The organism is Clavibacter rahimiani (genome assembly GCF_052654495.1).
The window spans coordinates 837,175-860,519 of sequence record NZ_CP199790.1 but is presented as its reverse complement, the minus strand read 5'-3'; the positions used below and the strand labels follow the sequence as shown (position 1 = coordinate 860,519).

The following is a 23,345-nucleotide window of genomic DNA, read 5'->3' as shown; positions in this document are numbered from 1 at the left end:
GGGGCGCCGAGGGCGGAGGGCGGGGCAGGCACGAGCTGCCTGGAGGTCCAACGGACGCGCCCCCGGCTTATTCCCAGGTGGAAGAATTTCGTTCGTCAGCCGCGGAGGGCTGCCACCACGCGCTCCACGTCGTCCTCGTCGTTCCAGACGTGGAACGCGATCCGCGCGCGTCCCGCCCGTCCGGACGCGACGATCCCGGCGGCTCCGAGGCGCGCCAGGTCCGTCCCGTCGGCGTCCGGCCAGGTCACGATCGCCTGGCCGCGCGGCTCGATCCCGAGGCCCGCGCTCACGAGGTCGCCGAGCTCGACGTTCCGGCGGTGCACGGCCTCGAGGTCGAGCCGCGCGAAGAGGGCGATCGCCGGGGCGGCGCCCACCCACGCGCCGAAGGCGGGCGAGACGTCGAACGCGCGCGCGTCCTCGGCGAGCGCCATCGCCGGTCCGTAGCAGGACGCCCACACGTCGGCGCCCGCGTACCAGTTGGCCTGCACGGGCACGAGCGTCGCGCGGTAGCGGTCCGACAGCGTGAGGAACGCCGCGCCCCGCGGTGCGCAGAGCCACTTGTAGGCGTGGCAGGCGGTGGCGTCGAAGAGGCTCGCGTCGATCGGCATGGCCCCGACCGCCTGGGTGGTGTCGCACAGGGTGAAGGCGTCGTGGATCCGGGCGGCCTCGCGGATGGCGGTCACGTCGGCGACCCGGCCGGACGCGGACTGCACGAGGGAGAAGGCCACGAGGTGCGTGCGCGGGCCGATCTCGGCCGCGAGCTCCTCGAGCGGCACGTGGCGCACGACGACCCCGCGCGCCTCCGCGACGACGAACGGGTAGGTGAGCGAGCTGAAGTCGCCGGTCACGCACAGCACCTCCGCCCCCGCGGGGACGGCCGCGGCGAGCACGCTCACGAAGGAGGCGGTCTGCGAGCCGACGGCGACGGATCCGACGGGGACGCCCACGAGCGACGCGTACGACGCCCGCACCCCCTCGACGATGCCGGCGTAGCCGTGCGCGGTGGATCCGCCGGCCGACCAGGTCGTGAGGTCGGCACGCAGGCGCTCCACCGTCTCGCGCGTGGGCAGGCCCATCGTGCAGGCCGAGAGGTACCCGGGCCCGGCCTCGAACAGGTCGCGGAGGTCCGCGGGGAGCGGGGCGAGGGCGGATGTCGGGGTCATGCGTCCAGCGTGACGACCGCGGGTGGGCGGAGCAAGCCCCTTCCCGGCATGCGACCCATAAGCACGCGTTATGCTCCGCGCATGACGGATGCACCGGCCACGGCCCGCGACCTCGACTCGGCGTCGCTGGCGGCCGTGCACGCGCTGGCCGTGCGCGGATCCGTCACGGCGGCCGCGGCGTCGCTCGGCGTCACCCAGCCCGCCCTGTCGCAGACGCTGCGCCGCCTCGAGGCCCGGATCGGGGTGCCCGTGACGGCGCGCGCGGGCCGCGGCGTCGTGCTCACGGAGGCCGGTCGGGTGCTCGCGCGCCACGCCGAGACCGTGGTCCACGCCATCGACGCCGCCGCCGACGAGCTCGACGGCCTGCGCGGCCTCCGCGCGGGGACCGTGCGCCTCGCCGCCTTCCCGTCCGCGTCGTCCACCGTCGTGCCGCGGCTGCTCGGCGGGCTCGCGGCCGCGCATCCGGGCCTCGGCTTCGGGTACCTGGAGGCCGAGCCGCCGGAGGCCGTCCAGGCGGTCCGGGCGCGCGAGGCCGACGTCGCCGTCACCTTCGCCTACCCGGACGACCCCGACGATCCCGCCGCCCGCGCCCTCGACGGGCTCGACGTGCGTCCCCTCTGGCGCGAGACGCTCTGGGCGGTCCTGCCCGAGTCCCGGGCGCTCCGGCACCGCGGTCCGCTCGCGCTCCGCGACCTCGCGGGCGACCGCTGGATCGCAGGCTGCGTCCGGTGCCGCCGCCACCTCGTCAGCGCGTGCGCGCGCAGCGGCTTCGCGCCGGAGGCGTCGTTCGAGACGGACAACGCGGCGGCGGCCGTCGGCATGGTGCACGCGGGCCTCGGGGTGGCGCTCCTCCCCTCGCTGGCGCTCGCGACCGCGCCCCTCCCCCGCGGCGTCGTCCGGCGCCGGATCTCGGGGGTCGGCGAGCGCGTCGTCCACGTCGTGACCGCGCCCGGCGGGTCCGGATCGGCCGCCGTGCACGCCGCGGTGACGGCGCTCGCCCGGCTGCGGGTGGGCGACTGGGAGCTCCGCCGGGCCTGACGGGCGTGAGGCCGCGCAGCGTGTCGCAGGGCGCGCTCCTGGCGGATTGTCGGTCGTGATCCGTAATGTCTGAGGGGTATGCCTCCGGTGCCCACCGGCGGCTCCCGGACGCAGAAGGACGAGGACGCATGTCCGACCAGCACGGCGATGAGCTCCAGGACGAGCTCCAGGACGAGGTCCAGGCCTCCAGCGGATCCACGGAGCGCCTGAACCGCCACCTGCAGCGCAGCGGCTCCGAGCAGGCCAGGTACCTCTCCGCGTACTTCGGCTGGAGCCTGCACGGCGACCTCATCCGCTCCCAGGGCACGACGGTCGCGATGTTCGTCGAGGACCTGGCCGACGCCATGGTCGCGCTCGGCTGGCTCGACGCCTCCGGCATCATCTGGAGCGCCGTCCCGGTGGACGCCGACAGCGCCGTCGAGGTCGTCCGCCGGCACCAGATGGAGCAGGGCTGGATGCCGCCCGGCACCGTCTGATCCGCTGAGCCTCCGCGCCCGCTGTGCGTGCGGCCGCCCGCCGCGACGCTCCTCGATCTCGGGAGTAGCGTCCGAAGGGATCAGGCCACCGGGGATTCGTCCCGCAGGCGGTCAGGAGGACACATGACGGACCACGACGGAGCGCTGCTCGACCGCGACATGGGGCTGCTGCTGGCAGCAGCGTCCCGAGCGGTGATCTCGCTCTATCGGCCGTTGCTGAAGCCCTTCCACCTGACCCACCCGCAGTACCTCGTGATGCTGGCCCTGCATGAGGAGGACCCGCGTCGCGCCGGCGACCTGAGCGACGCCGTGCAGCTCACCCCCGGCACGCTGTCCCCGCTCTTCAAGCGCCTGGAGCTCCTCGGCTACGTCACGCGCCAGCGCGACCAGGCCGACGAGCGCCGCCTCCTCATCGCGTTGACGGACCGCGGGCGGAGCATCCTGCCCGATCTCCTGCGCGTCGCCGAGCAGGTGCGCGACGACGTCGTCACCCGCAGCGGCACGGACTCCAGCGCGCAGGCGCGCCTGCGCAGCATGACCGACCTGCTGCTCGACGTCTGACGCGCGCCGGGGCCGCCGTCGGGACCGTCGGCGGTCGCCTCAGGGCGCGCCGTCGACCACGCGCTGCCACAGCGTGTGGTCGCTCCACGCGCCGTCGATCCGGAGGTACGCGGGCGCGACGCCGATCGCGGTGAAGCCGGCCCGCGTGAGCACCGCCTCGGATCCGAGGTTGCCCACGAGCGTCGACGCCTCCAGCCGGTGCAGCCCGGCGGCGCGGGCGATGCGGACCGCCTGCTTCGCCGCCGCCGTCGCGAGGCCCGCGCCCTGCCGCTCCCGGTCGATCCAGTAGCCGAGGCTCGCGCTCAGCGCCGCGCCCCGCTTCACCGCGAAGAGGTCGCAGCGGCCGATGATCCGGTCCCCCTCCACGACGAGGTACGGCAGGCCGGATCCGGCTGCGCGCTCGGCCACCCGCCCCGCGAGCTGCGCGCGCTGGCCGGCGGCCGTGAAGAACGCGTCGGTCCGCGCCGGCTCGAACGGGCGGAGATGCTCCCGGTTCGCGCGGTAGGCCGCCGCGAGCGCGGCCGCGTCGGTGATCCGCGCGGGCCGCATCACGACGCCGTCGGCGAGGACCGCGCGCTCGTCCGTGCCGGGGAGGGGTCCGCTCACGCCCCGGGGCGCACGTCGCGCTCGGGCCGGGCGTCGGGGGCCGGGATGACGCGGTCGGCGATGAGCCGGGCGTACCAGAGCGCGCTGTCCTTCGGCGTGCGCTCCTGGGTGTCGTAGTCGACGTGGACGATCCCGAACCGCTTCGAGTAGCCGAACGACCACTCGAAGTTGTCGAGCAGCGACCACACCTGGTAGCCGCGGAGGTCGACGCCGCGCTCGATCGCCCGGTGCGCGGCCGCGAAGTGCCGCGTGAGGTAGTCGATCCGCTCCGCGTCGTGGACGGCGCGCGTGCCGTCCTCGCCGACCGTCACCTCGTCGTCGAAGGCCGCGCCGTTCTCGGTCACCATGAGCGGCAGGCCGGGGAACTCCTCGTGCAGCGACACGAGCAGGTCCTCGAGCCCCTGGGGCTCGATGTTCCAGCCCATCGCCGTGTACGGGCCGGGCTGCTCGAGGAAGTCGACGTCGTCCGTGCCCGGGAAGGGCGTCGCGGCGACGTCGCCGTGGATGGAGGTGCCGCCGCCCGCGGAGGAGCCGTCGCGCATCCGCACCCGGCTGGTGTTGTAGTAGTTGACGCCCAGCAGGTCGAGCGGCTGGTGGATGAGCTCCGTGTCGCCGGGCAGCACGAACGACCAGTCGGTGATCGCCGCGGTGTCCTCGAGCACGTCCGCGGGGTACGCGCCGTGCAGCAGCGGGTCGAGGAACACGCGGTTGCCGACGCCGTCGACGCGGCGCACGGCCTCGGAGCCGGTGTCGCCCTCGCCGCGGATCACGTGCAGGTTGAGCGTGATGGAGAAGCGGGCGTCCGCGGGGACGACCTCCTTGAGCGCGGCGACCGCGAGGCCGTGCGCGAGGTTCAGGTGGTGCACCGCGCGGAACGACTCCTCCGCGTCGGTGCGCCCCGGCGCGTGCACGCCGGCCGCGTAGCCGAGGTAGGCCGAGCACCACGGCTCGTTGAGGGTGGTCCAGGTGCCGATGCGGTCGCCGAGCGCCTCGCCCATGATCCGGGCGTAGTCGGCGAACGCGTACGCCGTCTCGCGGTTCGTCCAGCCGCCCTCGTCCTCGAGCGTCTGCGGCAGGTCCCAGTGGTAGAGCGTCGCGATGGGCGTGATCCCCCGCGCCACGAGGCCGTCGACGAGCCGCCCGTAGAAGGCGAGCCCCTCGGCGTTCGCGGGTCCGCGACCGGTCGGCTGGATCCGCGGCCACGCGATCGAGAAGCGGTACGCCTCGAGGCCCAGCTCCTGCATCAGGTCGAGGTCGGACTCGAGCCGGTGGTAGTGGTCGTCGGCGACGTCGCCGGTGTCGCCGTCGAGCACCTTGCCGGGGGTGCGGCTGAAGGTGTCCCAGATGGAGGCGCCGCGCCCGCCCTCGTCGACCGCGCCCTCGATCTGGTACGAGGCGGTGGCGGAGCCGAAGAGGAAGCCGGGCGGGAAGGCGAGCCCCGTGCCCCGGTCGTCGGCGGCGGATGCGCCGGATGCGGCGGGCGATGCGTCGGTCATGGCGTGCGGGGACCTCTCCGTCGGGGTGAGGGCCGGCATCCCGCGCTCGCGCGCATCCGGACCCGGCCTCCCGCCATCCTGCCCGGGCCGTGACGCACGCGTCCAGCCGGACGGCCACCCGGCCGTCATCTCCCCCCTCCCCGCGACCCGGTCGACGTTGTGCCCGCGCCTCCGTCCGGTTAGGTTGTAGCTAGCAACAAATCATCGACGACGCTGACAGGAGACACCATGGCGCTCACCCCCACCCGCGAGGACAAGTTCTCGTTCGGACTCTGGACCATCGGATACACCGGGGCCGACCCCTTCGGCGGACCCACCCGCGCCGACCTCGACGTCGTCGAGGCCGTCGAGCGCATCTCGGAGCTGGGCGCCTACGGCCTCACCTTCCACGACGACGACCTCTTCGCCTTCGGCTCCACCGACGCCGAGCGCCAGACGCAGATCGACCGCCTCAAGGGCGCGCTCAGCGACACCGGCATCGAGGTGCCGATGGTCACCACGAACCTCTTCTCCGCCCCCGTCTTCAAGGACGGCGGCTTCACCTCCAACGACCGCGCCGTCCGCCGGTTCGCGATCCGCAAGGTCCTCCGCAACATCGACCTCGCCGCCGAGCTCGGCGCGAAGACGTTCGTCATGTGGGGCGGCCGCGAGGGCGCCGAGTACGACTCCGCCAAGGACGTCCGCGGCGCGCTCGAGCGCTACCGCGAGGCCGTCAACCTCCTCGGCGACTACGTCACCGACAAGGGCTACGACATCCGCTTCGCGATCGAGCCGAAGCCCAATGAGCCCCGCGGCGACATCCTGCTGCCGACGCTCGGCCACGCGCTCGCCTTCATCGAGACCCTCGAGCGCCCCGAGCTCGTCGGCGTGAACCCCGAGGTTGGCCACGAGCAGATGGCGGGCCTCAACTTCACCGCCGGCATCATGCAGGCGCTGTACCAGGGAAAGCTCTTCCACATCGACCTCAACGGCCAGCGCGGCATCAAGTACGACCAGGATCTGGTCTTCGGCCACGGCGACCTGCAGAACGCGTTCTCGCTCGTCGACCTGCTGGAGAACGGCGGCGTGGGCGGCGGCCGCTCGTACGACGGCCCCCGTCACTTCGACTACAAGCCCAGCCGCACCGAGGACATCACGGGCGTGTGGGACTCCGCCGCCGCCAACATGCGCATGTACCTGCTCCTCAAGGAGCGCGCGCAGGCCTTCCGCGCCGACCCCGAGGTCCAGGAGGCGCTCGCCGCCGCCAAGGTCCCCGAGATCGACACCCCGACGCTCAACGAGGGCGAGTCCTACGACGACATCCTCGCCGACCGCTCCGCCTACGAGGACTTCCCGGCCGACGAGTACTTCGACGGCAAGGGCTTCGGCTTCGTCCGCCTCAACCAGCTGGCGCTCGAGCACCTGATGGGCGCGCGCTCCTAGCTCGCACCTCGCACGATCGAAGGGCCCGGCATCCACGTGGATGCCGGGCCCTTCCGTCGTCGGCCCTCCTGCTCCGCGGGGAGCGGGGGACGAGCGAGGGGCCCGGCATCCTCTCGGATGCCGGGCCCCTCGTCCGCGCCGGAGCGCAGGTGGTGCGTGGATCAGCTCGCGGACTTGGACCCGCGGCTCTTGTTGAACACGTCGAACGCGACGGCCAGCAGGAGCACGAGGCCCTTGATGAGCGACTGGTACTCCGTGCCGAGGCCGAGCAGCGACATGCCGTTGTTGAGCACGCCCATGATCAGACCGCCGATCATGGCGCCGATCACGGTGCCGATGCCGCCCGTGACGGCCGCGCCGCCGATGAACACCGCGGCGATGGCGTCGAGCTCGAAGCCGTTGCCGGCGCCGGGGAGCGCCGAGTTGCTGCGGGCGGTGAAGGCGATGCCCGCGAGCGCGGCCAGGACGCCCATGTTCACGAAGAGCAGGAAATCGACGCGCTTCGTGTTGATGCCGGACAGCTGGGCCGCGTTGAGGTTGCCGCCTCGGGCGTAGATGTGACGGCCGAAGATGCTGCGGTTCATCACCGCCGTGTACACGAGCACCAGCACGGCGAGGATCACGAGCACGATCGGGGTGCCCTGGTAGCTCGCGAGCAGGTAGGTGATGCCGAGCACGAGGATCGCGATGGTCGCGAGCTTCGTCACGAACCAGGCGAAGGGCTCGTCCTCGAGGTTCAGCCTCACGCGGGCACGGCGCTCGCGCAGCTGCTGGGCCACGAGGAACACCGCCGCGAGCACACCGAGCGTGACGGTGACCCACTCGAGGTAGGACGTGCCGCCGGAGGGGTCGGGCAGGAAGCCGGCGCCGACGGCGACGTAGCCCTCGGGGAACGGGGTGATGGGGCGGTTGTCGAGCACGATCTGGGCGAGGCCGCGGAACGTGAGCATGCCCGCGAGGGTCACGATGAACGCGGGGATCCCGACGTACGCCACCCAGAAGCCCTGCCACGCGCCGATGAGGCCGCCGACCACGAGGCTCGCGATGATGGACGCCCACCAGGGCCAGCCCCAGTTGACGGCGAACACGCCCGAGAGGGCGCCGATGAGCGCGACGACGGATCCGACCGACAGGTCGATGTGGCCGGCGATGATGATCATCACCATGCCGATCGCGAGGATCAGGATGTACGCGTTCTGGACGACGATGCTCGTGACGTTGCGGGGCTCGAGGAGCGTCCCGTCGGTGAGGATCTGGAACAGCACCACGATCGCGATCAGCGCGATGAAGATGCCGATCTGCCTGAGGCGACTGACGAGGAAACCCGCCACACTGCTGAGACTGGACATGGTGACTATTCCTTTTCCTTGGTCATGTAGGTCATGAGGCTCTCGGGGGTCGCCTCGGAGATCGGGAGCTGGCCCGTGATCCTGCCGGCCGAGAGGGCGTAGATGCGGTCGCAGATGCCGAGGAGCTCGGGCAGCTCGCTGGAGATGACGATGACCGCCTTCCCCTGCGCGGCGAGCGCGTTGATGATCGTGTAGATCTCGTACTTGGCGCCGACGTCGATGCCGCGCGTGGGCTCGTCGAGGATCAGCACGTCCGGGTCGGAGAACATCCACTTGGAGAGGACGACCTTCTGCTGGTTGCCGCCGGAAAGCTTCCCGGTGATGGCGCCCACGCTCGGGGCCTTGATGTTCATCGACTTGCGGTAGCCGTCGGCCACCACGTACTCCTGGTTGGCGTCGACCCAGCCGGCCTTCGACAGCTTCTCGAGCGCGGCGCCGGAGACGTTGCGCTTGATGTCGTCGATGAGGTTCAGGCCGTAGTGCTTGCGGTCCTCGGTGGCGTACGCGAGGCCGTTCTTGATCGCCTCGCCCACCGTGCGGGCGGTGATCTCCTTGCCGCGCTTGTAGAGCTTGCCCGAGATGTTCGCGCCGTACGAGCGGCCGAAGACGCTCATCGCGAGCTCGGTGCGCCCGGCGCCCATGAGGCCGGCGATGCCGACGACCTCGCCCGCGCGGACGTTGAGGTTGGCGTGGTCGACGACGACGCGGGAGTGCTCCTGCGGGTGGTGGACCGTCCAGTCCTCGATGCGGAGGATCTCCTCGCCGATGTCCGGCGTGCGGTCGGGGTAGCGGCTCTGGAGGTCGCGACCGACCATGCCCTTGATGATGCGCTCCTCGCTGATGGAGTCGCGCTCGAGGTCGAGCGTCTCGATGGTCTTGCCGTCGCGGATGATCGTCACGGCGTCGGCGATCGCCTTGATCTCGTTCAGCTTGTGGCTGATGATGATACTCGTGATGCCCTGGCCCTTGAGGTGCTTGATCAGGTCGAGCAGGTGGGCGGAGTCCTCGTCGTTCAGCGCCGCGGTGGGCTCGTCGAGGATGAGGAGCTTCACCTCCTTGGACAGCGCCTTCGCGATCTCCACGAGCTGCTGCTTGCCCACGCCGATGTCGGCGATCTTGGTGGCCGGGTTGTCGCTCAGCCCGACGCGGGCGAGGAGCTTGGCGGCCTCGACGTTCGTGGCGTTCCAGTCGATGAAGCCGCCGCGCGAGATCTCGTTGCCGAGGAAGATGTTCTCCGCGATGGAGAGGAAGGGGCTCAGCGCGAGCTCCTGGTGGATGATCACCACGCCCGACTTCTCGCTGTCGCGGATGCTGGAGAACTTGACGACCTCGTCCTCGAGGACGATGTCGCCGTCGTAGGAGCCGGCCGGGTAGACGCCGGAGAGGACCTTCATCAGGGTCGACTTGCCCGCGCCGTTCTCGCCGCAGATCGCGTGGCACGTGCCGCGCGTGACCTCGAGGCTGACGTCCTGCAGCGCCTTGACGCCGGGGAACGTCTTGGTGATGCCGCGCATCTCGAGAATGTGGTTGGCCATGGCCTGCCTCACTTGTGTGGATGGTGGTGCCGGGTGCCCGGCGGTGGTGCTGCGGGGGCGGTGAGCGCCTCGCGGGCCCGGCCGGCCGCGCATCGCGGCCGGCCCGACCGGTGGAGGCCGGTCGGCGCGCGAGCGCCGACCGGCCGGTGCGCCGCCGGAGCGGTGCGGGTGAGGACTACTCGCCCTTGTCGATCTCTTCCTGCGTGTAGTAGCCGCTGTCCACGATGACCTCGACGAGGTTGTCCTTCGTCACGGTGACCGGGGGGAACTGCTTGGTCGGGACGTCCTTCACCTTGTTGTTGTAGGTGTCGGGCGCGTCCGGGGTCTCGCCCTTGAGCAGGTCGTCGACCATCGTGACGGCCTCCTTGCCGAGCAGGCGCGTGTCCTTGAAGATCGTCGAGTACTGGACGCCGTCGAGGATGAGCTTGTCGGACGCCTTCTCGCCGTCCTGGCCGGTGATGATCGGCATGGCGTCGCTGGCGACGCCGGCCGAGGTCAGGGCCTGGATGATGCCGCGGGACAGGCCGTCGTACGGCGAGAGGACGCCGTCCGGCTTGGCGCCGCCGGGGTACGAGCCCGAGAGCAGGTTCTCCATGCGGGCCTGCGCGCCCTCCTGCTTCCACTGCTGGATCGCGACCTGGCTGAAGTCCTGCTGGCCGGAGCCGATGGTGACCTGGCCGGACTCGAGGAACGGCTTGAGGGTCTCCATGGCGCCGTCGTAGAAGAACTGCGCGTTGTTGTCGTCCGGGCTGCCCGCGAAGATCTCGATGGTCTTCTTCTCGGTGCTGCCGGTCGCCTTGCCGTCCGCGTCCACGAGGCCGAGGCCCTGGAGGAGGGAGTTGCCCTGGAGCACGCCGACCTGCTGGTTGTCGAACGTCGTGTAGTAGTCGACGTCCTCGGTGCCGTTGATCAGGCGGTCGTACGCGATGACCTTGACGCCGTCGTCGGCCGCGGTCTTGAGGACCTGGGTCAGCGCGGTGCCGTCGATCGACGCGACGATGAGGGCCTTGGCGCCCTTGTTGAGCATGGTCTCGATCTGCGAGATCTGGTCCTGCACCTTGTCGTTCGCGTACTGCAGGTCGACCTGGTAGCCCAGGTCGGTGAGCTGCTTCTCGACGTTGTTGCCGTCGTCGACCCAGCGCTCGCTGGTCTTGGTCGGCATGGCGACACCCACCAGGGTGTCCTCGGGCTTGATCTCGCCCTCGGCGCCGGCGCCTCCGCGGCCTCCGCCGCCGGAGCAGGCTGCGAGGGAGAGGGCGATGCTCGTGGCGGCGATGCCGACGAGGACCTTCTTCATCTTCACGGTCGTGTCCTTTCGTACTGCTGCTGTGAGACGCGGTCCCGGCATCTGCGCCGGCTCCGCACCCCTGGTGTGGGTGTTACAGGCCCTGGGCCAGGCGGTGGTACGCCTGGTTCCAGCGGACTTCCTTGGTGAAACCCTTGAGGGTCGTGTCCTCGTCGATGACGAGGAGCTCCGTGCGCGCGATCTCGGCGAAGTCCTCGAAGACGTCGACGCCGATCTGCGTGCTCATGACCGTGTGGTGGGCGGCGCCGGCCGTGAGCCAGGCCGCGGCGCTCGTCGCGAGGTCCGGCGCGGGCTTCCACACGGCACGGGCGACGGGCAGGTTCGGGAGCGGCTCGTCGAGCGGCACGACCTCCACGACGTTCGCGACGATGCGGAAGCGGTCGCGCATGTCCGACATCGCGACGACCACGGCGGGGCCGGGATCGGTGTCGAAGACCAGGCGGACCGGGTCCTCGCGGCCCCCGATGCCGAGCGGGTGGATCTCGAGGCTCGGCCGTCCGGTGGTGAGGGTGGGGCAGATCTCGAGCATGTGCGCGCCGAGGATCTTCTCCTCGCCGGGGACGAGGTGGTACGTGTAGTCCTCCATGAGGCTCGCGCCCCCGGGGAGGCCGGCACCCATGACCTTGGCGGCGCGGATCAGGACGGCCGTCTTCCAGTCGCCCTCGGCGCCGAAGCCGTAGCCCTCGGCCATGAGGCGCTGGACCGCGAGGCCGGGGAGCTGGCGGAGGCCGCCGAGGTCCTCGAAGCTCGTGGTGAAGGCGCCGAAGCCGCCCTCCTCGAGGAAGGAGCGGAGGCCCACCTCGATGGCCGCGCCGTACCGGAGCGACTCGTGGCGCTCGGCGCCGCGCTGCAGCTCGGGGGCGATGTCGTAGAGCCGCTCGTACTCGTCGACCAGCGCGTCGATCTCGGCGTCGGTCGCCGCGTCCACGCGCTCGACGAGGTCGTTGACGCCCCAGGTGTTGACGGAGACGCCGAACTTGAGCTCGGCCTCCGTCTTGTCGCCCTCGGTGACCGCGACGTTGCGCATGTTGTCGCCGAAGCGCGCGACCTTGAGCTCGTGGACGGCGGCCCAGCCGGCGGCGGCGCGCATCCAGGTGGCGATGCCCGCGCGGACGGCCTCCGTGCTGACGTGGCCGACGACGGTCTTGCGGACGACGCCGAGGCGCGACTGGATGTAGCCGAACTCGCGGTCGCCGTGCGCGGCCTGGTTCAGGTTCATGAAGTCCATGTCGATGGTGCTCCACGGGAGCGCGACGTTGGCCTGGGTGTGCAGGTGGAGGAAGGGCTTCTGCAGGGCGTCGAGGCCCTGGATCCACATCTTCGCGGGGCTGAACGTGTGCATCCACGCGATGAGGCCGATGGTGCGGTCGCTCGCGTTGGCCTCGAGGGCCATGCGGCGGATGCTGTCGGAGTCCTTGAGGACGGGCTTCCACACGACGCGGACGGGGACGTCGGACGCCTCCTCGAGCTGCCGGGCGATCTCCTGCGACTGCTCGGCGACCTGCTGGAGCGTCTCCTCGCCGTAGAGGTTCTGGCTGCCGGTGAGGAACCAGACCTCGTAGTGGTCGAGGGACGTGGTGATGCGGCTCACTTCAGGGCTCCTTGGGGTGCTTGTCCGTAGACGTTCTGGTAGCGGTCGAACAGGGAGTCGACGGCCTCGACGGGGAGGGGCGCGGGCTCGCCGAGCTGGCGGGAGATGTGCACGGTGCGCGCCACGTCCTCGACCATGACGGCCGCCTTCACGGCGTCCTTCGCGTCCTTGCCGATGGTGAAGGGGCCGTGGCCGGCCATGAGCACGGCGCGCGAGCGGTGCCCGGTGAGGGTCTCGACGATGCCGCGGCCGATGGAGTCGTCGCCGATGATCGCGAACGGGCCGACGGGGATCTCCCCGCCGAACTCGTCGGCCATCGCGGTGATGACGCACGGGATGGGCTCGCGTCGGGCCGCCCACGCGACCGCGTAGGTGGAGTGCGTGTGGACCACGCCGCCGACCTCGGGCATGTTGCGGTACACGTAGGCGTGCGCCGCGGTGTCGCTCGAGGGGGCGTTGCGGGAGCCGGGGGTGTCCGGGATCACGTTGCCGTCGAGGTCGCAGAGGATCATGTTCTCGGGGCTCAGGTCGTCGTAGCTCACGCCGGACGGCTTGATGACGAAGAGGTCGGCGCCGGGGACGCGGCCGGAGACGTTGCCGCCGGTCCAGACCACGAGGCCGTAGCGCACGAGCTCGCCGTGCAGGCGGGAGACCTCGGAGCGGACGCGGGCGACCGCGACCTCGATCTCGGGTGCGTAGGTGCTCACGCGCGGGCCTCCCTCTTCAGCGACTTGAGCCGCTTCATGACGTCGTTGGCGCCGCGACCGAAGTAGTCGTGCAGCGTCGAGTACTCCTCGTAGAGGCGGTCGTACGCGAGGGCGCGCGTCTCGTCGGGCTGGTAGCGGCCGCGCTCGACCTTGCCCATGGCGTCGCCCGCGACGCGCACGTCGGGGTAGGCGCCGGCGGCGACGGCCGCGTGGATCGCGGATCCGAGGGCCGGGCCCTGCTCGCTCGTGATGACCGAGATGGGGAGGCGCAGGATGTCGCTGTACGCCTGCATGAGGAACGCGTTCTTCAGCAGGCCGCCCGCGACGATGAACTCGGTGACGGGCACGCCCGACGCGTTGAACGTCTCGACGATCTTGCGCGTGCCGAACGCGGTGGCCTCGAGCAGCGCCCGGTAGACCTCCTCGGTGCGCGTGGTGAGCGTGGTGCCGACGACGAGGCCGGAGAGCTCGTGGTCGACGAGCACCGAGCGGTTGCCGGAGTGCCAGTCGAGCGCGACGAGGCCGTGACCGCCCACGGGCTGGTCGGCCGCGAGGTCGGTGAGGTGCTGGTGGACGCTCTTGCCGGCGGCCGCGGCCTCCTCGGCGTAGCGCGCGGGCACCTGGTTCTTGACGTACCAGGCGAAGATGTCGCCGACGCCGGACTGGCCGGCCTCGTAGCCGTAGAGGCCGGAGACGATGCCGCCGTCGACGACGCCGCACATGCCGGGGACCTCGGTGAGCACGTCGCTGTTCATGACGTGGCAGGTGCTCGTGCCCATGATCGCGACCATCTGGCCGGGCTCGACGGCGCGGGCGACCGGGGCGGTGACGTGCGCGTCGACGTTGCCGACCGCGACGGCGATGCCCTCGGGCAGGCCCGTCCAGGCGGCGGCCTCGGCGGAGAGCGTGCCGGCCGCGGACCCGAGCTGGCCGATCTCGTGCGCGACCTTGTCCTCGGCGAAGGAGGCGAAGCCGGGGTTCAGCGCGCCCAGGAACTCGGACGTCGGGTACTCGCCGTCCTGGAGGATGCCCTTGTAGCCGGCGGTGCAGGCGTTGCGGACGTAGCTGCCGGTGAGCTGCCAGACGATCCAGTCGGCCGCCTCGACCCAGTGGTCCATGAGGCCGTAGAGCTCGGGGTCCTCCTCGAGGAGCTGGAGGCCCTTGGCGAACTCCCACTCGCTGGAGATGAGGCCGCCGTAGCGCGCGAGCCACTTCTCGCCGCGCTCCTCGGCCAGCGCGTTGATGCGGTCGGCGTGCGACTGCGCGGCGTGGTGCTTCCAGAGCTTGACGTACGCGTGGGGACGGTCGGCGTAGCCCTCGACCTCGTTGAGCGGCGTGCCGTCGGCGAGCGTGGGGACCATGGTGCACGCGGTGAAGTCGGTGCCGATGCCGATGACCTGCGCGGGGTCGATGCCGGCCTCGCGGATGGCGGCGGGCACGGCCTGCTTGAGCACGTCCACGTAGTCGCTCGGGACCTGGAGGGCCCACTCGGGCGGGAGCTGCGCGCCGGTGGCGGCGAGCGTGTCGTCCATCACCGCGTGCGGGTAGTCGAGGACGCCGGAGCCGAGCTCGACGCCGTCCGAGACGCGCACGACGACGGCGCGGCCGGAGAGGGTGCCGTAGTCGACCCCGATGACGTACTGCTCGGAACGGGCGTCGGGCTCGGTGGCTCCGGACGCGGTGCTCACGGGGGCGCTGGGCACGGGATCGACTCCTTCGTCTGATGCATCGCGATCCGGGAAGACCGCGCGGGATGTGAACGGTCACATCGGCGGATGTCACTCTACACACGCGCGGGATCGCCCTGTCAAGCCGAGACGCCCGACCCCCTCGAAGTGGGGCGTGCGCGACCTCCGGGGAGGAGCGGCCGCCGGTGCATCGGGTCAGTACGAGGGCGCTCCGGTGGACGCACGGACCACGAGCTCCGGCGTGATCGTGCCGCGGTACCGCTCCCCCGTGCCGTCCATGCCGTCGAGCAGCAGCGCCACGCACCGGCGGCCCACCTCGGCGAAGTCCTGGCGCACGGTGGTGAGCGGCGGCCAGAAGTGCGCGGCCTCCGGGATGTCGTCGAAGCCGACGATGCTGACGTCGCGCGGCACATCGAGCCCGGCGTCGCGGACCGCGTGGATGAGGCCGAGGGCCATCTGGTCGTTGCTGGAGAAGATCGCGGTGAAGTCGCGGAGGCGCAGCATCTCCCGGCCGGCGTAGAACCCGAACTCCGCGGTCCAGTCGCCGAGGATGGGCGCGGTCGTGGGCACGTCGGCGGCGGACATCGCGTCGAGGAACCCGCGCATGCGGGCCTCCGCCTCGATCCAGTCCTGCGGGCCCGCCAGGTGGTAGATGTCGCGGTGCCCGAGGTCGAGGAGGTGCCGGGTGGCGAGCCGGGCGCCCGCGATCTGGTCGACGGACAGGTCGTGCGCGTCCCCGCGGCCGTCGCTCTGCATGGTCACGTACGGCACGTCGAGCGACATGCTCGCGATCACCTCGCGCACGCGCACCTGCGGCGCCACGACGACGAGCCCCTCGACGGCCTGCTCGACCAGGTGCCCGAGGGCGACCGTGATCGCGGCCTCGTCGGAGGACGCGAGGTTCGTGGTGGTGACGAGGTAGCCGGCCTCGCGCGCCGCGGCCTCGATGGCGGCGATGGAGGACGCGGGGCCGTACTGCGAGCTCTGCGACGTGAGCACACCGATGGTGCGGGACCGGCTCGTGACGAGCGCGCGCGCCGCGCGGTTGGGGCGGTACTGCACCTGCTCCATGACGTCGAGCACGCGCTGCCGGGTCTCGGCGCGGAGCGAGGGCGAGTCGTTGAGGACGCGGGACACGGTCTGGTGCGAGACCCCGGCGAGGCGCGCGACGTCGCGGATGCTCGGCGCCCTCCCCCGCGGCGTGTCCGTCATCGTCGACCCCGTCCTCGTGCGGGCCGCGGCCCGTCCGCGCCGTCCGGCGCAGGTGTCACATTGTCACATGTGACTGTCACACGGGCCAGGATCCCCGGACGGGCCACGCGCGGCACCCGGCGTCGGACCGCTGCGGCAGACTGGTCCCCCATGCACGACGAGAGGCACCACCTGTGACGATCACCGCCGCGGCAGACGGATCCGCGCTCGGCAACCCCGGCCCCGCCGGCTGGGCCTGGTACGTGGACGACGACCACTGGGGCGCGGGCGGCTGGCCGCACGCGACGAACAACCAGGGCGAGCTGAAGGCGGTCCTCGAGCTGTTCCGCGCGACCGCGCACCTCGACGACGACCTGCTCGTCCTCTGCGACAGCCAGTACGTCATCAACTCGGTCACCAAGTGGATGCCCGGCTGGAAGCGCAAGGGCTGGCGGAAGGGCGACGGCAAGCCCGTGCTCAACGTCGAGCTGCTCAAGGAGATCGACGCCGAGATCCAGGGCCGCCGCTACCGCTTCGAGTGGGTGAAGGGGCACGCGGCCCACCCGCTCAACGAGGCCGCCGACGACCGCGCGCGCGCCGTGGCGACCGCGTTCCAGGGACGCCGCCCCATCCCCGAGGGACCGGGCTGGGCGGGGCACGCGGCCGACGCCTCGTCGCCCGTGCGGGAGGACGAGGAGCGCGCCGCCGTCGAGGCCGACGCCGGGCTCGCCGCGGATCCCGTGGTCGCGGAGGCGGAGGCCGTCGAGGCCGAGGCCCCCGCGCAGCCGGGCCTGTTCGACTTCGACGCGTTCGACGAGGAGGTCGCGCCGGATCCCGGCGACACCACCCTCACGATCGCGCTCGACCGCGACGCCATGGCGCGCCTCAGCGCCCACGCGCGTGACCGCGGGGTCAGCGTCGACGAGGCCGTGCGGCTCCTGCTGCCCTGATCGACGCGCGGCGGACCCGCGGGGCGGGCCCTCGCCGGCCCGCCGCGCGGATCACCCCTAGTGCTTGCCCTGCTTGAGGGCCTTGCCGAGCGCGCGCTCGAGGTCGACGACGAGGTCCTCGACGGCCTCGATGCCGACCGACAGGCGCACCAGGTCGTCCGGCACCTCGAGCGGCGTGCCCTTGACCGACGCGTGCGTCATCTCGGACGGGTAGCTGATGAGCGACTCGACGCCGCCGAGCGACTCCGCGAGCTGGAACACGCGGGTCGACTCGACCACGCGGCGCGCGGCCTTGGCTCCGCCGCGCACCTGGAACGAGATCATGCCGCCGAAGCCCGTCATCTGCGCCTTCGCGATGTCGTGGCCCGGGTGCTCCGGGAGGCCCGGGTAATGCACGGCCGTGACGTCGGGGTGGCTCTGCAGGAAGGCCGCGATCTCCTCGGCGTTCGAGGAGTGGCGCTCGACGCGCACCGCGAGCGTCTTGATGCCGCGGGTGGTGAGCCAGGCGTCCATGGGGCCCGAGACGGCGCCGATCGCGAACTGCAGGAAGCCCACCTTCTCCGCCATCGCGTCGTCTTTGAGGATCACGGCTCCGCCGAGCACGTCCGAGTGCCCGCCGAGGTACTTCGTGGTCGAGTGCACGACGACGTCGGCGCCGAGCGTGAGCGGCTGCTGCAGGTACGGCGAGGCGAAGGTGTTGTCCACGACGACGACGGCCCCCGCGGCGTGGCCGAGGTCGGCGAGCGCGCGGATGTCGCTGATCTTCATGAGCGGGTTGCTGGGCGTCTCGACCCAGAGGACCTTCGCGGGGCCGGATCCGAGGACCCGCTCGACCGCGGCGAGGTCGCTCATGTCGACCGTCTCGACGACGATCCCCCAGTCGCCGAGCACGCGGGTGAGGAGGCGGTAGGTGCCGCCGTACACGTCGTCGCTGAGGACGATGCGGTCGCCGGGCCGGGTGATGGCGCGCAGCAGCGTGTCCTCGGCGGCGAGGCCGGACGCGAACGAGAACGCGTGGCGGCCCTGCTCGAGCGACGCGAGCAGCGCCTGCAGGCCCGTGCGGGTGGGGTTCGCGCTGCGGGCGTACTCGTAGCCGCCGCGGAGGCCGCCGACGCCGTCCTGCACGAAGGTGCTCGTGAGGTAGAGGGGCGGGATGACGGCGCCCGTGGTGGGGTCCGGGTCCTGGCCGGCGTGGATCGCGCGGGTGTCGAAGTCGTGCTTGTCGCTCACGGTTCTCGTCTCTGTGGGTCGGGAGGGGATGCGCGGGCCGGAGCCGGCCGGCGGATCAGTCGGTGAGGTAGGTGAGGAGGTCGTGCCGCGTGAGCACGCCCACGGGCTTGCCGCCATCGCTCACCATGAGCGCGTCGGCGGACCCGAGCGCGCGCCACGCCTCGGGCACGGTCTCGTTGACGCCGATGAGCTCGAAGGCGGATCCGACGAACGGCCCGACCTGGTCGGACAGCTGCGCGCGCCCGCTGAAGACGAGCTCGAGGAGGCTGCGCTCGTCGACCGCGCCCGCGACCTCGCCCATGACCACGGGCGGCTCGGCGGAGAGGACGGGGAGCTGCGACACGTCGTACTCGGTCATGATGCGGATCGCGTCGCGGATGGTGTCGCTCGGGTGCGCGTGCACGAGGTCGGGGAGGCTGCCGGTCTTGGCGCTCATCACGTCGGCGACCGTGCGCTGGCCGTTGACCCGGGCGAAGCCGTAGGACTGCATCCACTTCTCGTTGAAGATCTTGCCGAGGTAGCCGCGGCCGCCGTCGGGCAGGAGGATCACCATCACGTCGTCGGGGCCGAGGTGCGTCGCGGCCTTGAGGGCGGAGACCACGGCCATGCCGCTGGATCCACCGACGAGCAGGCCCTCCTCGCGGGCGAGCCGCAGGGTCATGTCGAACGACTCCTGGTCGCTCGAGGCGATGACCTCGTCGACCACGTCGGGGTCGTAGGCGGCCGGCCAGAAGTCCTCGCCGACGCCCTCGACGAGGTAGGGGCGACCCGTGCCGCCGGAGTAGACCGAGCCCTCGGGGTCGGCGCCGATGATGCGCACGCGGCCCTCCGACACCTCCTTGAGGTACCGGCCGACGCCGCTGATGGTGCCGCCCGTGCCGACGCCCGCGACGAAATGCGTGATCTCGCCCTCGGTGTCGCGCCAGATCTCGGGACCCGTGGTCTCGTAGTGGCTGAGCGGCCCGTTGGGGTTGGAGTACTGGTCGGGCTTGAAGGCGCCGGGGATCTCGCGCGCCAGTCGGTCGCTCACCGAGTAGTAGGAGTCGGGGTGGTCGGGCGCGACGGAGGTGGGCGTGACCACGACCTCGGCGCCGTACGCGGTGAGGACGTTGCGCTTGTCCTCGCCGACCTTGTCGGGCAGCACGAAGACGCAGCGGTAGCCGCGCTGCTGGGCGACGAGCGCGAGGCCGACGCCCGTGTTGCCGGAGGTGGGCTCGACGATGGTGCCGCCCGGCTGCAGCTTCCCGTCGCGCTCGGCCGCGTCGATGATGCGCGTCGCGATGCGGTCCTTGGCGCTGCCGCCCGGGTTCAGGTACTCGACCTTCACGAGCACGGTCGCCGAGATGCCCTCGACCACCCGGTTCAGCTTGACGAGCGGGGTGTTCCCGATGAGGTCGAGGATCGTGTCGGCGTACTTCACGTGAGGTGGCGCTCCCGGTATCAGGTGTGCGGTCCGGTGGGCCCCGCTCCGCCAGTCTAAGCGCGCCTCCGGCCCGTGTTACGGGGGCGGCGGGGCGCCCGCGGGCAGGGTCCGCCCAGCCCGACCGGGTACCCTGGGCGCACATTCCCCCAGCAGAGAAGGACCCTCCGTGGCGCGACGCGACGACACCACGCCCTCCGGCGACACGAGCGGACGGCCCGTCCCGCCGACCGCCAAGCAGGCCCAGAAGGACCTCACGGTCAAGCAGCAGCGCGAGGCCCGCCGCGCCGAGAAGGTGGCGGCGCTCAAGAAGCAGCAGGACCGCGCGCGCCGGAACCGCCTCATCGGGATCATCACGGCGGCCGTGGCCGCCGTCGCGGTCGTGGCCATCGTGATCGGCGTGGTCGTCTCGAGCGGCACGCCGAAGCAGGACCCGGACGACATCTCGATCCAGGGCCTCCGGACGTGGGACTCGCTCCCCAGCACGCACGTGGAGGGCACGGTCGACTACGCCGCGAAGTACGACGGCATGAGCCCGCCCGCGGGCGGCGAGCACAACGCCATGTGGCTCAACTGCGGCGTCTACGACCAGCCGCAGCCGAGCGAGAACGCGGTGCACGACCTCGAGCACGGCGCCGTGTGGATCACCTACGACGCCGCCCGGGTCACCGGCGACGACCTGTCGGACCTGCAGAAGTACGCGGAGTCGTTCGGCGGCTACGTCACCATGTCGCCCTACGAGGGCCTCGACAGCGCCATCGCGCTCTCCGCGTGGGGCGCGCAGGTGAAGGTCGAGTCGGTCGACGACCAGCGCATCAAGGACTTCATGGCCAAGTACTGGAAGAGCCCGAACGCCCCCGAGGCCGGCGCCGCGTGCACCGGCGCGCTCGAGGGCGAGGGCCGGGTCGGCTGACCGTGACCGATCGCGGCTCCGGCCCCTCCGGCACGGGCTCCTCCGGCCGGCCCGTCGGCGACGTCGCGGTCGACCACGTCCCCGACGACGACATCCGCGAGGAGGAGCTCGAGGGCCTGGTCGCGCACGGCGAGGAGTCGCGCGCCCGCGGGCGCCGGATCCGCATCGGCCTGGCCGCCGGCGTCGTCGCGGTCGCGCTCGTGGTCGCGGGGCTCCTGGTGGGCCGTGTCACCGCGCCCGTCTCCGCCCTCACGCCCAGCACCAACAGCGCCGAGGCCGGCTTCTCCCGCGACATGCAGGTGCACCACGAGCAGGCCGTGCAGATGTCGCTCATGGTCATCGACCGCACGGACGATCCCGAGGTGAAGCTGATCGCGCAGGACATCGCGCAGGCGCAGTCCCAGCAGGCCGGCCAGATGTACGCGTTCCTCACCTCCTGGGGCCTCGACCAGGCGCCGTCGCAGGCGCGCATGACCTGGATGATGCTCCCGACCCTCGACGGGAGGACCGACCACGCCTCGATGGACATGACCCCCGGCGCCCGGATGCCGGGCCTCGCCTCGCAGGCCGACCTCGACGAGCTCGGCGGCCTGACGGGCGTCGCCGCGGAGCGGAAGTACCTCACGCTGATGATCGCCCACCACCGCGGCGGCGTGGAGATGGCCCAGGCGCTCCTCGAGCGCTCGCGGAACCCCCTCGTCACCGATCTCGCCACCGGCATGGTGGCGGTGCAGGACAAGGAGATCCTCTACATGCAGCAGCTCCTGGACGCCCGGTCCTGAGCCGCACCCCCGGCGCGCCGGGACGGGGACCCTCGGGTCAGGCCGCCTCGGTGCGCTGGTCGCTGTAGAGGCGCGCGTACTCGCCGCGACGGGCGAGCAGCTCCGCGTGCGTGCCCTGCTCGACGATGCGGCCGGCGACGACCACGAAGATCACGTCGGCGTCGACCACGGTCGAGAGCCGGTGCGCGATCGCGATGGTGGTGCGCCCGCGCGACGCCGTGTCGAGCGCCTGCTGCACGACGCGCTCGGAGATGGCGTCGAGCGCGCTCGTGGCCTCGTCGAGGATCAGCACGGCCGGGTCCTTGAGGAGCACGCGCGCGATGGCGATGCGCTGCTTCTCGCCGCCCGAGAGCCGGTAGCCCCGCTCCCCCACGAGCGTGTCGTAGCCGTCGGGGAAGGACTCGATGGTCTGGTGGATGTTCGCCGCCCGCGCCGCCTGCTCGATCTGCTCCTGCGTGGCGTCGGGCCGGGCGTAGCGGAGGTTGTCGCCGATGGTCGCGTGGAAGAGGTACGTCTCCTGGCTGACGATGCCGATGTTCTCCAAGAGCGACTCCTGCTCGAGGTCGCGCACGTCCTCGCCCGCGAACAGCACGCGTCCGCCCGTCACGTCGTGGAAGCGCGGGATCAGGTAGGACACGGTCGTCTTGCCCGCTCCGGAGGGGCCCACGAAGGCCGCGAACTGGCCGGGCTGGATGTCGAAGGACATGCCGTCGAGCGTGGGCCGCTCGCCGGGCCGGGTGTCGGGGTAGGAGAAGCGCACGTCGTCGAACGCGACGCGGCCGAGCGCGGGACCCGCGGCCACGGGACGCGCGTCGTGCCGATCGCGGATGGCGGGCTCGAGGTCGAGGTACTCGAAGATGCGGGCGAACAGCGCGCCCGAGGTCTGCAGGTCGAGGGCCACGCGCATCAGGCCGATGAGCGGCCACATGAGGCGCGCCTGCACGGTCGTGAACGCGACGATGGTGCCCGCCGTGACCTCGATCCCGCCCGTGATGAGGAAGCCCGCGACCACGTAGACGATCGCGGGGATGATCGAGAGGAAGATCTGCACGAGCGCGAAGAACCACTGCCCGCTCATCTGCTGGCTCACCTGCAGCCGGATCTGCGTGCGGTTCTCGTCCTCGTAGCGCGCGGTCTCCGCGCCCTGCCGGTTGAAGCTCTTCGACAGCAGGATGCCGGAGACGGACAGCGTCTCCTGCGTGATCGCCGTCATGTCCGACAGCGACTCCTGCGTCTTCGACGCGATCCGCGCCCGCACCTGGCCGACGCGCCGCTGCGCGATCACGAGCACGGGCATGAGCACGACGGCCACGAGCGTGAGCTGCCAGTTGAGCACGAGCATCGCGACGAGGGCCGCGATCACGGTGACGGTGTTGCCGAGCACGCTCGAGACGGTGTTGGTGAGGACCGCCGCCACGCCGCCCACGTCGTTCTGCAGGCGGGACTGGATCACGCCGGTCTTGGTGCGCGTGAAGAAGCCGAGCTCCATGCTCTGCAGGTGCCGGAAGAGGTCGACCCGCATGGATCCCATGACCCGGTTGCCCACGGTCGCCGTGAGGAAGGTCTGCCAGACGCCGAGGCCCGCGCCGACGACCCAGATGGCGATCATGATGGCGACGAGCTCGACGAGCACCGGGATGTCGGGGCCGCCCGTGGGCGGGAAGAGGCCGCGGTCGAAGGCCTGCTGCGTGAGCAGCGGCGGCACCACGGTGAGGCCCGCGCCGACCAGCACGAGCACGATCGTGAGGATCAGGGCCCGGCGGTGCGGCTGGAACAGCTCCGTGATCCGGCCCAGCAGGTTCTCGACGCGCGGCGCCTCGGCGTTGGCCTTGCGCTGGCTCTCGGCGTCGGCCGCGCTCACGCGTCCGCCGCGCCCGCCGCCCCCGCGCATGCCGCCGCCCGCGGCGATGTCGCCCATCCT

The 23,345-nt window shown here is 71.7% G+C and carries 20 protein-coding genes; 7 read left to right on the top strand and 13 right to left on the bottom strand.

What is annotated here, in order from left to right:
* Positions 1–95 precede the first annotated feature (95 nt).
* Positions 96–1,163, bottom strand: a complete 1,068-nt coding sequence (locus tag ACT7CP_RS04230) for an aminotransferase class V-fold PLP-dependent enzyme (protein ID WP_445443497.1) — start codon at positions 1,161–1,163, stop codon at positions 96–98.
* Positions 1,164–1,244: 81 nt separating this feature from the next.
* Here ACT7CP_RS04230 and ACT7CP_RS04225 point away from each other — a divergent pair, with 81 nt between their 5' ends.
* From ACT7CP_RS04225 to ACT7CP_RS04215, 3 genes are all read left to right on the top strand, one after another.
* On the top strand, positions 1,245–2,201 hold the full coding sequence (locus ACT7CP_RS04225) for a LysR family transcriptional regulator (protein ID WP_445443496.1): 957 nt from the start codon (positions 1,245–1,247) through the stop codon (positions 2,199–2,201).
* A 128-nt stretch (positions 2,202–2,329) separates the two neighbouring features.
* Positions 2,330–2,677 (top strand): hypothetical protein, encoded by a 348-nt coding sequence (locus tag ACT7CP_RS04220; RefSeq protein WP_445443495.1) that lies wholly within the window; start codon positions 2,330–2,332, stop codon positions 2,675–2,677.
* 123 nt (positions 2,678–2,800) lie between these two features.
* A complete protein-coding gene (locus ACT7CP_RS04215) occupies positions 2,801–3,238 on the top strand; it encodes a MarR family winged helix-turn-helix transcriptional regulator (RefSeq protein ID WP_445443494.1) in 438 nt (145 codons plus the stop codon).
* Between the two features lie 39 nt (positions 3,239–3,277).
* Here the strand turns inward: ACT7CP_RS04215 and ACT7CP_RS04210 are convergent, their stop codons facing one another.
* On the bottom strand, positions 3,278–3,844 hold the full coding sequence (locus ACT7CP_RS04210; RefSeq protein WP_445443493.1) for a GNAT family N-acetyltransferase: 567 nt from the start codon (positions 3,842–3,844) through the stop codon (positions 3,278–3,280).
* Entirely contained in the window at positions 3,841–5,340 is a 1,500-nt protein-coding gene (locus ACT7CP_RS04205) for a GH1 family beta-glucosidase (RefSeq protein ID WP_445443492.1), read from the bottom strand. Before ACT7CP_RS04205 ends, ACT7CP_RS04210 begins: the two co-directional genes overlap by 4 nt.
* A gap of 228 nt (positions 5,341–5,568) precedes the next feature.
* Here ACT7CP_RS04205 and xylA point away from each other — a divergent pair, with 228 nt between their 5' ends.
* Positions 5,569–6,762 (top strand): xylose isomerase, encoded by a 1,194-nt coding sequence (xylA, locus tag ACT7CP_RS04200; protein WP_445443491.1) that lies wholly within the window; start codon positions 5,569–5,571, stop codon positions 6,760–6,762.
* Between the two features lie 161 nt (positions 6,763–6,923).
* Here xylA and mmsB read toward each other — a convergent pair whose 3' ends face one another.
* The 7 genes from mmsB to ACT7CP_RS04165 form a co-directional block, all read right to left on the bottom strand.
* Positions 6,924–8,111, bottom strand: coding sequence for a multiple monosaccharide ABC transporter permease (mmsB, locus tag ACT7CP_RS04195; protein ID WP_445443490.1), 1,188 nt, complete (start codon positions 8,109–8,111; stop codon positions 6,924–6,926).
* Between the two features lie 5 nt (positions 8,112–8,116).
* Positions 8,117–9,646, bottom strand: a complete 1,530-nt coding sequence (mmsA, locus tag ACT7CP_RS04190; protein WP_413964277.1) for a multiple monosaccharide ABC transporter ATP-binding protein — start codon at positions 9,644–9,646, stop codon at positions 8,117–8,119.
* A 175-nt stretch (positions 9,647–9,821) separates the two neighbouring features.
* Positions 9,822–10,949, bottom strand: coding sequence for a substrate-binding domain-containing protein (locus ACT7CP_RS04185; RefSeq protein ID WP_413964276.1), 1,128 nt, complete (start codon positions 10,947–10,949; stop codon positions 9,822–9,824).
* A 76-nt stretch (positions 10,950–11,025) separates the two neighbouring features.
* Positions 11,026–12,543 carry an L-arabinose isomerase gene (gene araA, locus ACT7CP_RS04180; RefSeq protein WP_445443489.1) on the bottom strand — a complete coding sequence of 506 codons (1,518 nt, stop codon included), beginning with the start codon at positions 12,541–12,543 and terminating at the stop codon, positions 11,026–11,028.
* Positions 12,540–13,250, bottom strand: a complete 711-nt coding sequence (locus ACT7CP_RS04175) for an L-ribulose-5-phosphate 4-epimerase (protein ID WP_191148436.1) — start codon at positions 13,248–13,250, stop codon at positions 12,540–12,542. The genes araA and ACT7CP_RS04175 overlap by 4 nt, the downstream gene beginning before the upstream one ends.
* Positions 13,247–14,953 (bottom strand): ribulokinase, encoded by a 1,707-nt coding sequence (araB, locus tag ACT7CP_RS04170; protein WP_445443488.1) that lies wholly within the window; start codon positions 14,951–14,953, stop codon positions 13,247–13,249. The genes ACT7CP_RS04175 and araB overlap by 4 nt, the downstream gene beginning before the upstream one ends.
* 180 nt (positions 14,954–15,133) lie before the next feature.
* Complete coding sequence (locus ACT7CP_RS04165; RefSeq protein ID WP_307503134.1) at positions 15,134–16,150, bottom strand: LacI family DNA-binding transcriptional regulator; 1,017 nt, start codon at positions 16,148–16,150, stop codon at positions 15,134–15,136.
* A gap of 173 nt (positions 16,151–16,323) precedes the next feature.
* Between ACT7CP_RS04165 and ACT7CP_RS04160 the strand changes: the two genes are divergently transcribed.
* Positions 16,324–17,079 carry an RNase H family protein gene (locus tag ACT7CP_RS04160; RefSeq protein ID WP_445443487.1) on the top strand — a complete coding sequence of 252 codons (756 nt, stop codon included), beginning with the start codon at positions 16,324–16,326 and terminating at the stop codon, positions 17,077–17,079.
* Between the two features lie 57 nt (positions 17,080–17,136).
* Here ACT7CP_RS04160 and ACT7CP_RS04155 read toward each other — a convergent pair whose 3' ends face one another.
* On the bottom strand, positions 17,137–18,309 hold the full coding sequence (locus tag ACT7CP_RS04155; protein WP_445443486.1) for a cystathionine gamma-synthase: 1,173 nt from the start codon (positions 18,307–18,309) through the stop codon (positions 17,137–17,139).
* Between the two features lie 55 nt (positions 18,310–18,364).
* Positions 18,365–19,729, bottom strand: coding sequence for a cystathionine beta-synthase (locus ACT7CP_RS04150; RefSeq protein WP_413964271.1), 1,365 nt, complete (start codon positions 19,727–19,729; stop codon positions 18,365–18,367).
* 169 nt (positions 19,730–19,898) lie between these two features.
* On the opposite strand from ACT7CP_RS04150, the gene ACT7CP_RS04145 reads away from it, so the two are divergent.
* Together ACT7CP_RS04145 and ACT7CP_RS04140 are read left to right on the top strand one after the other, a co-directional pair.
* A complete protein-coding gene (locus ACT7CP_RS04145; RefSeq protein WP_445443485.1) occupies positions 19,899–20,642 on the top strand; it encodes a thioredoxin-like domain-containing protein in 744 nt (247 codons plus the stop codon).
* Between the two features lie 2 nt (positions 20,643–20,644).
* The gene (locus tag ACT7CP_RS04140) at positions 20,645–21,424 is read left to right on the top strand and encodes a DUF305 domain-containing protein (protein WP_445443484.1); all 780 of its coding nucleotides are present in this window, start codon (positions 20,645–20,647) and stop codon (positions 21,422–21,424) included.
* A 37-nt stretch (positions 21,425–21,461) separates the two neighbouring features.
* Here ACT7CP_RS04140 and ACT7CP_RS04135 read toward each other — a convergent pair whose 3' ends face one another.
* The gene (locus ACT7CP_RS04135) at positions 21,462–23,342 is read right to left on the bottom strand and encodes an ABC transporter ATP-binding protein (RefSeq protein WP_445444012.1); all 1,881 of its coding nucleotides are present in this window, start codon (positions 23,340–23,342) and stop codon (positions 21,462–21,464) included.
* Between the last annotated feature and the right edge of the window lie 3 nt (positions 23,343–23,345).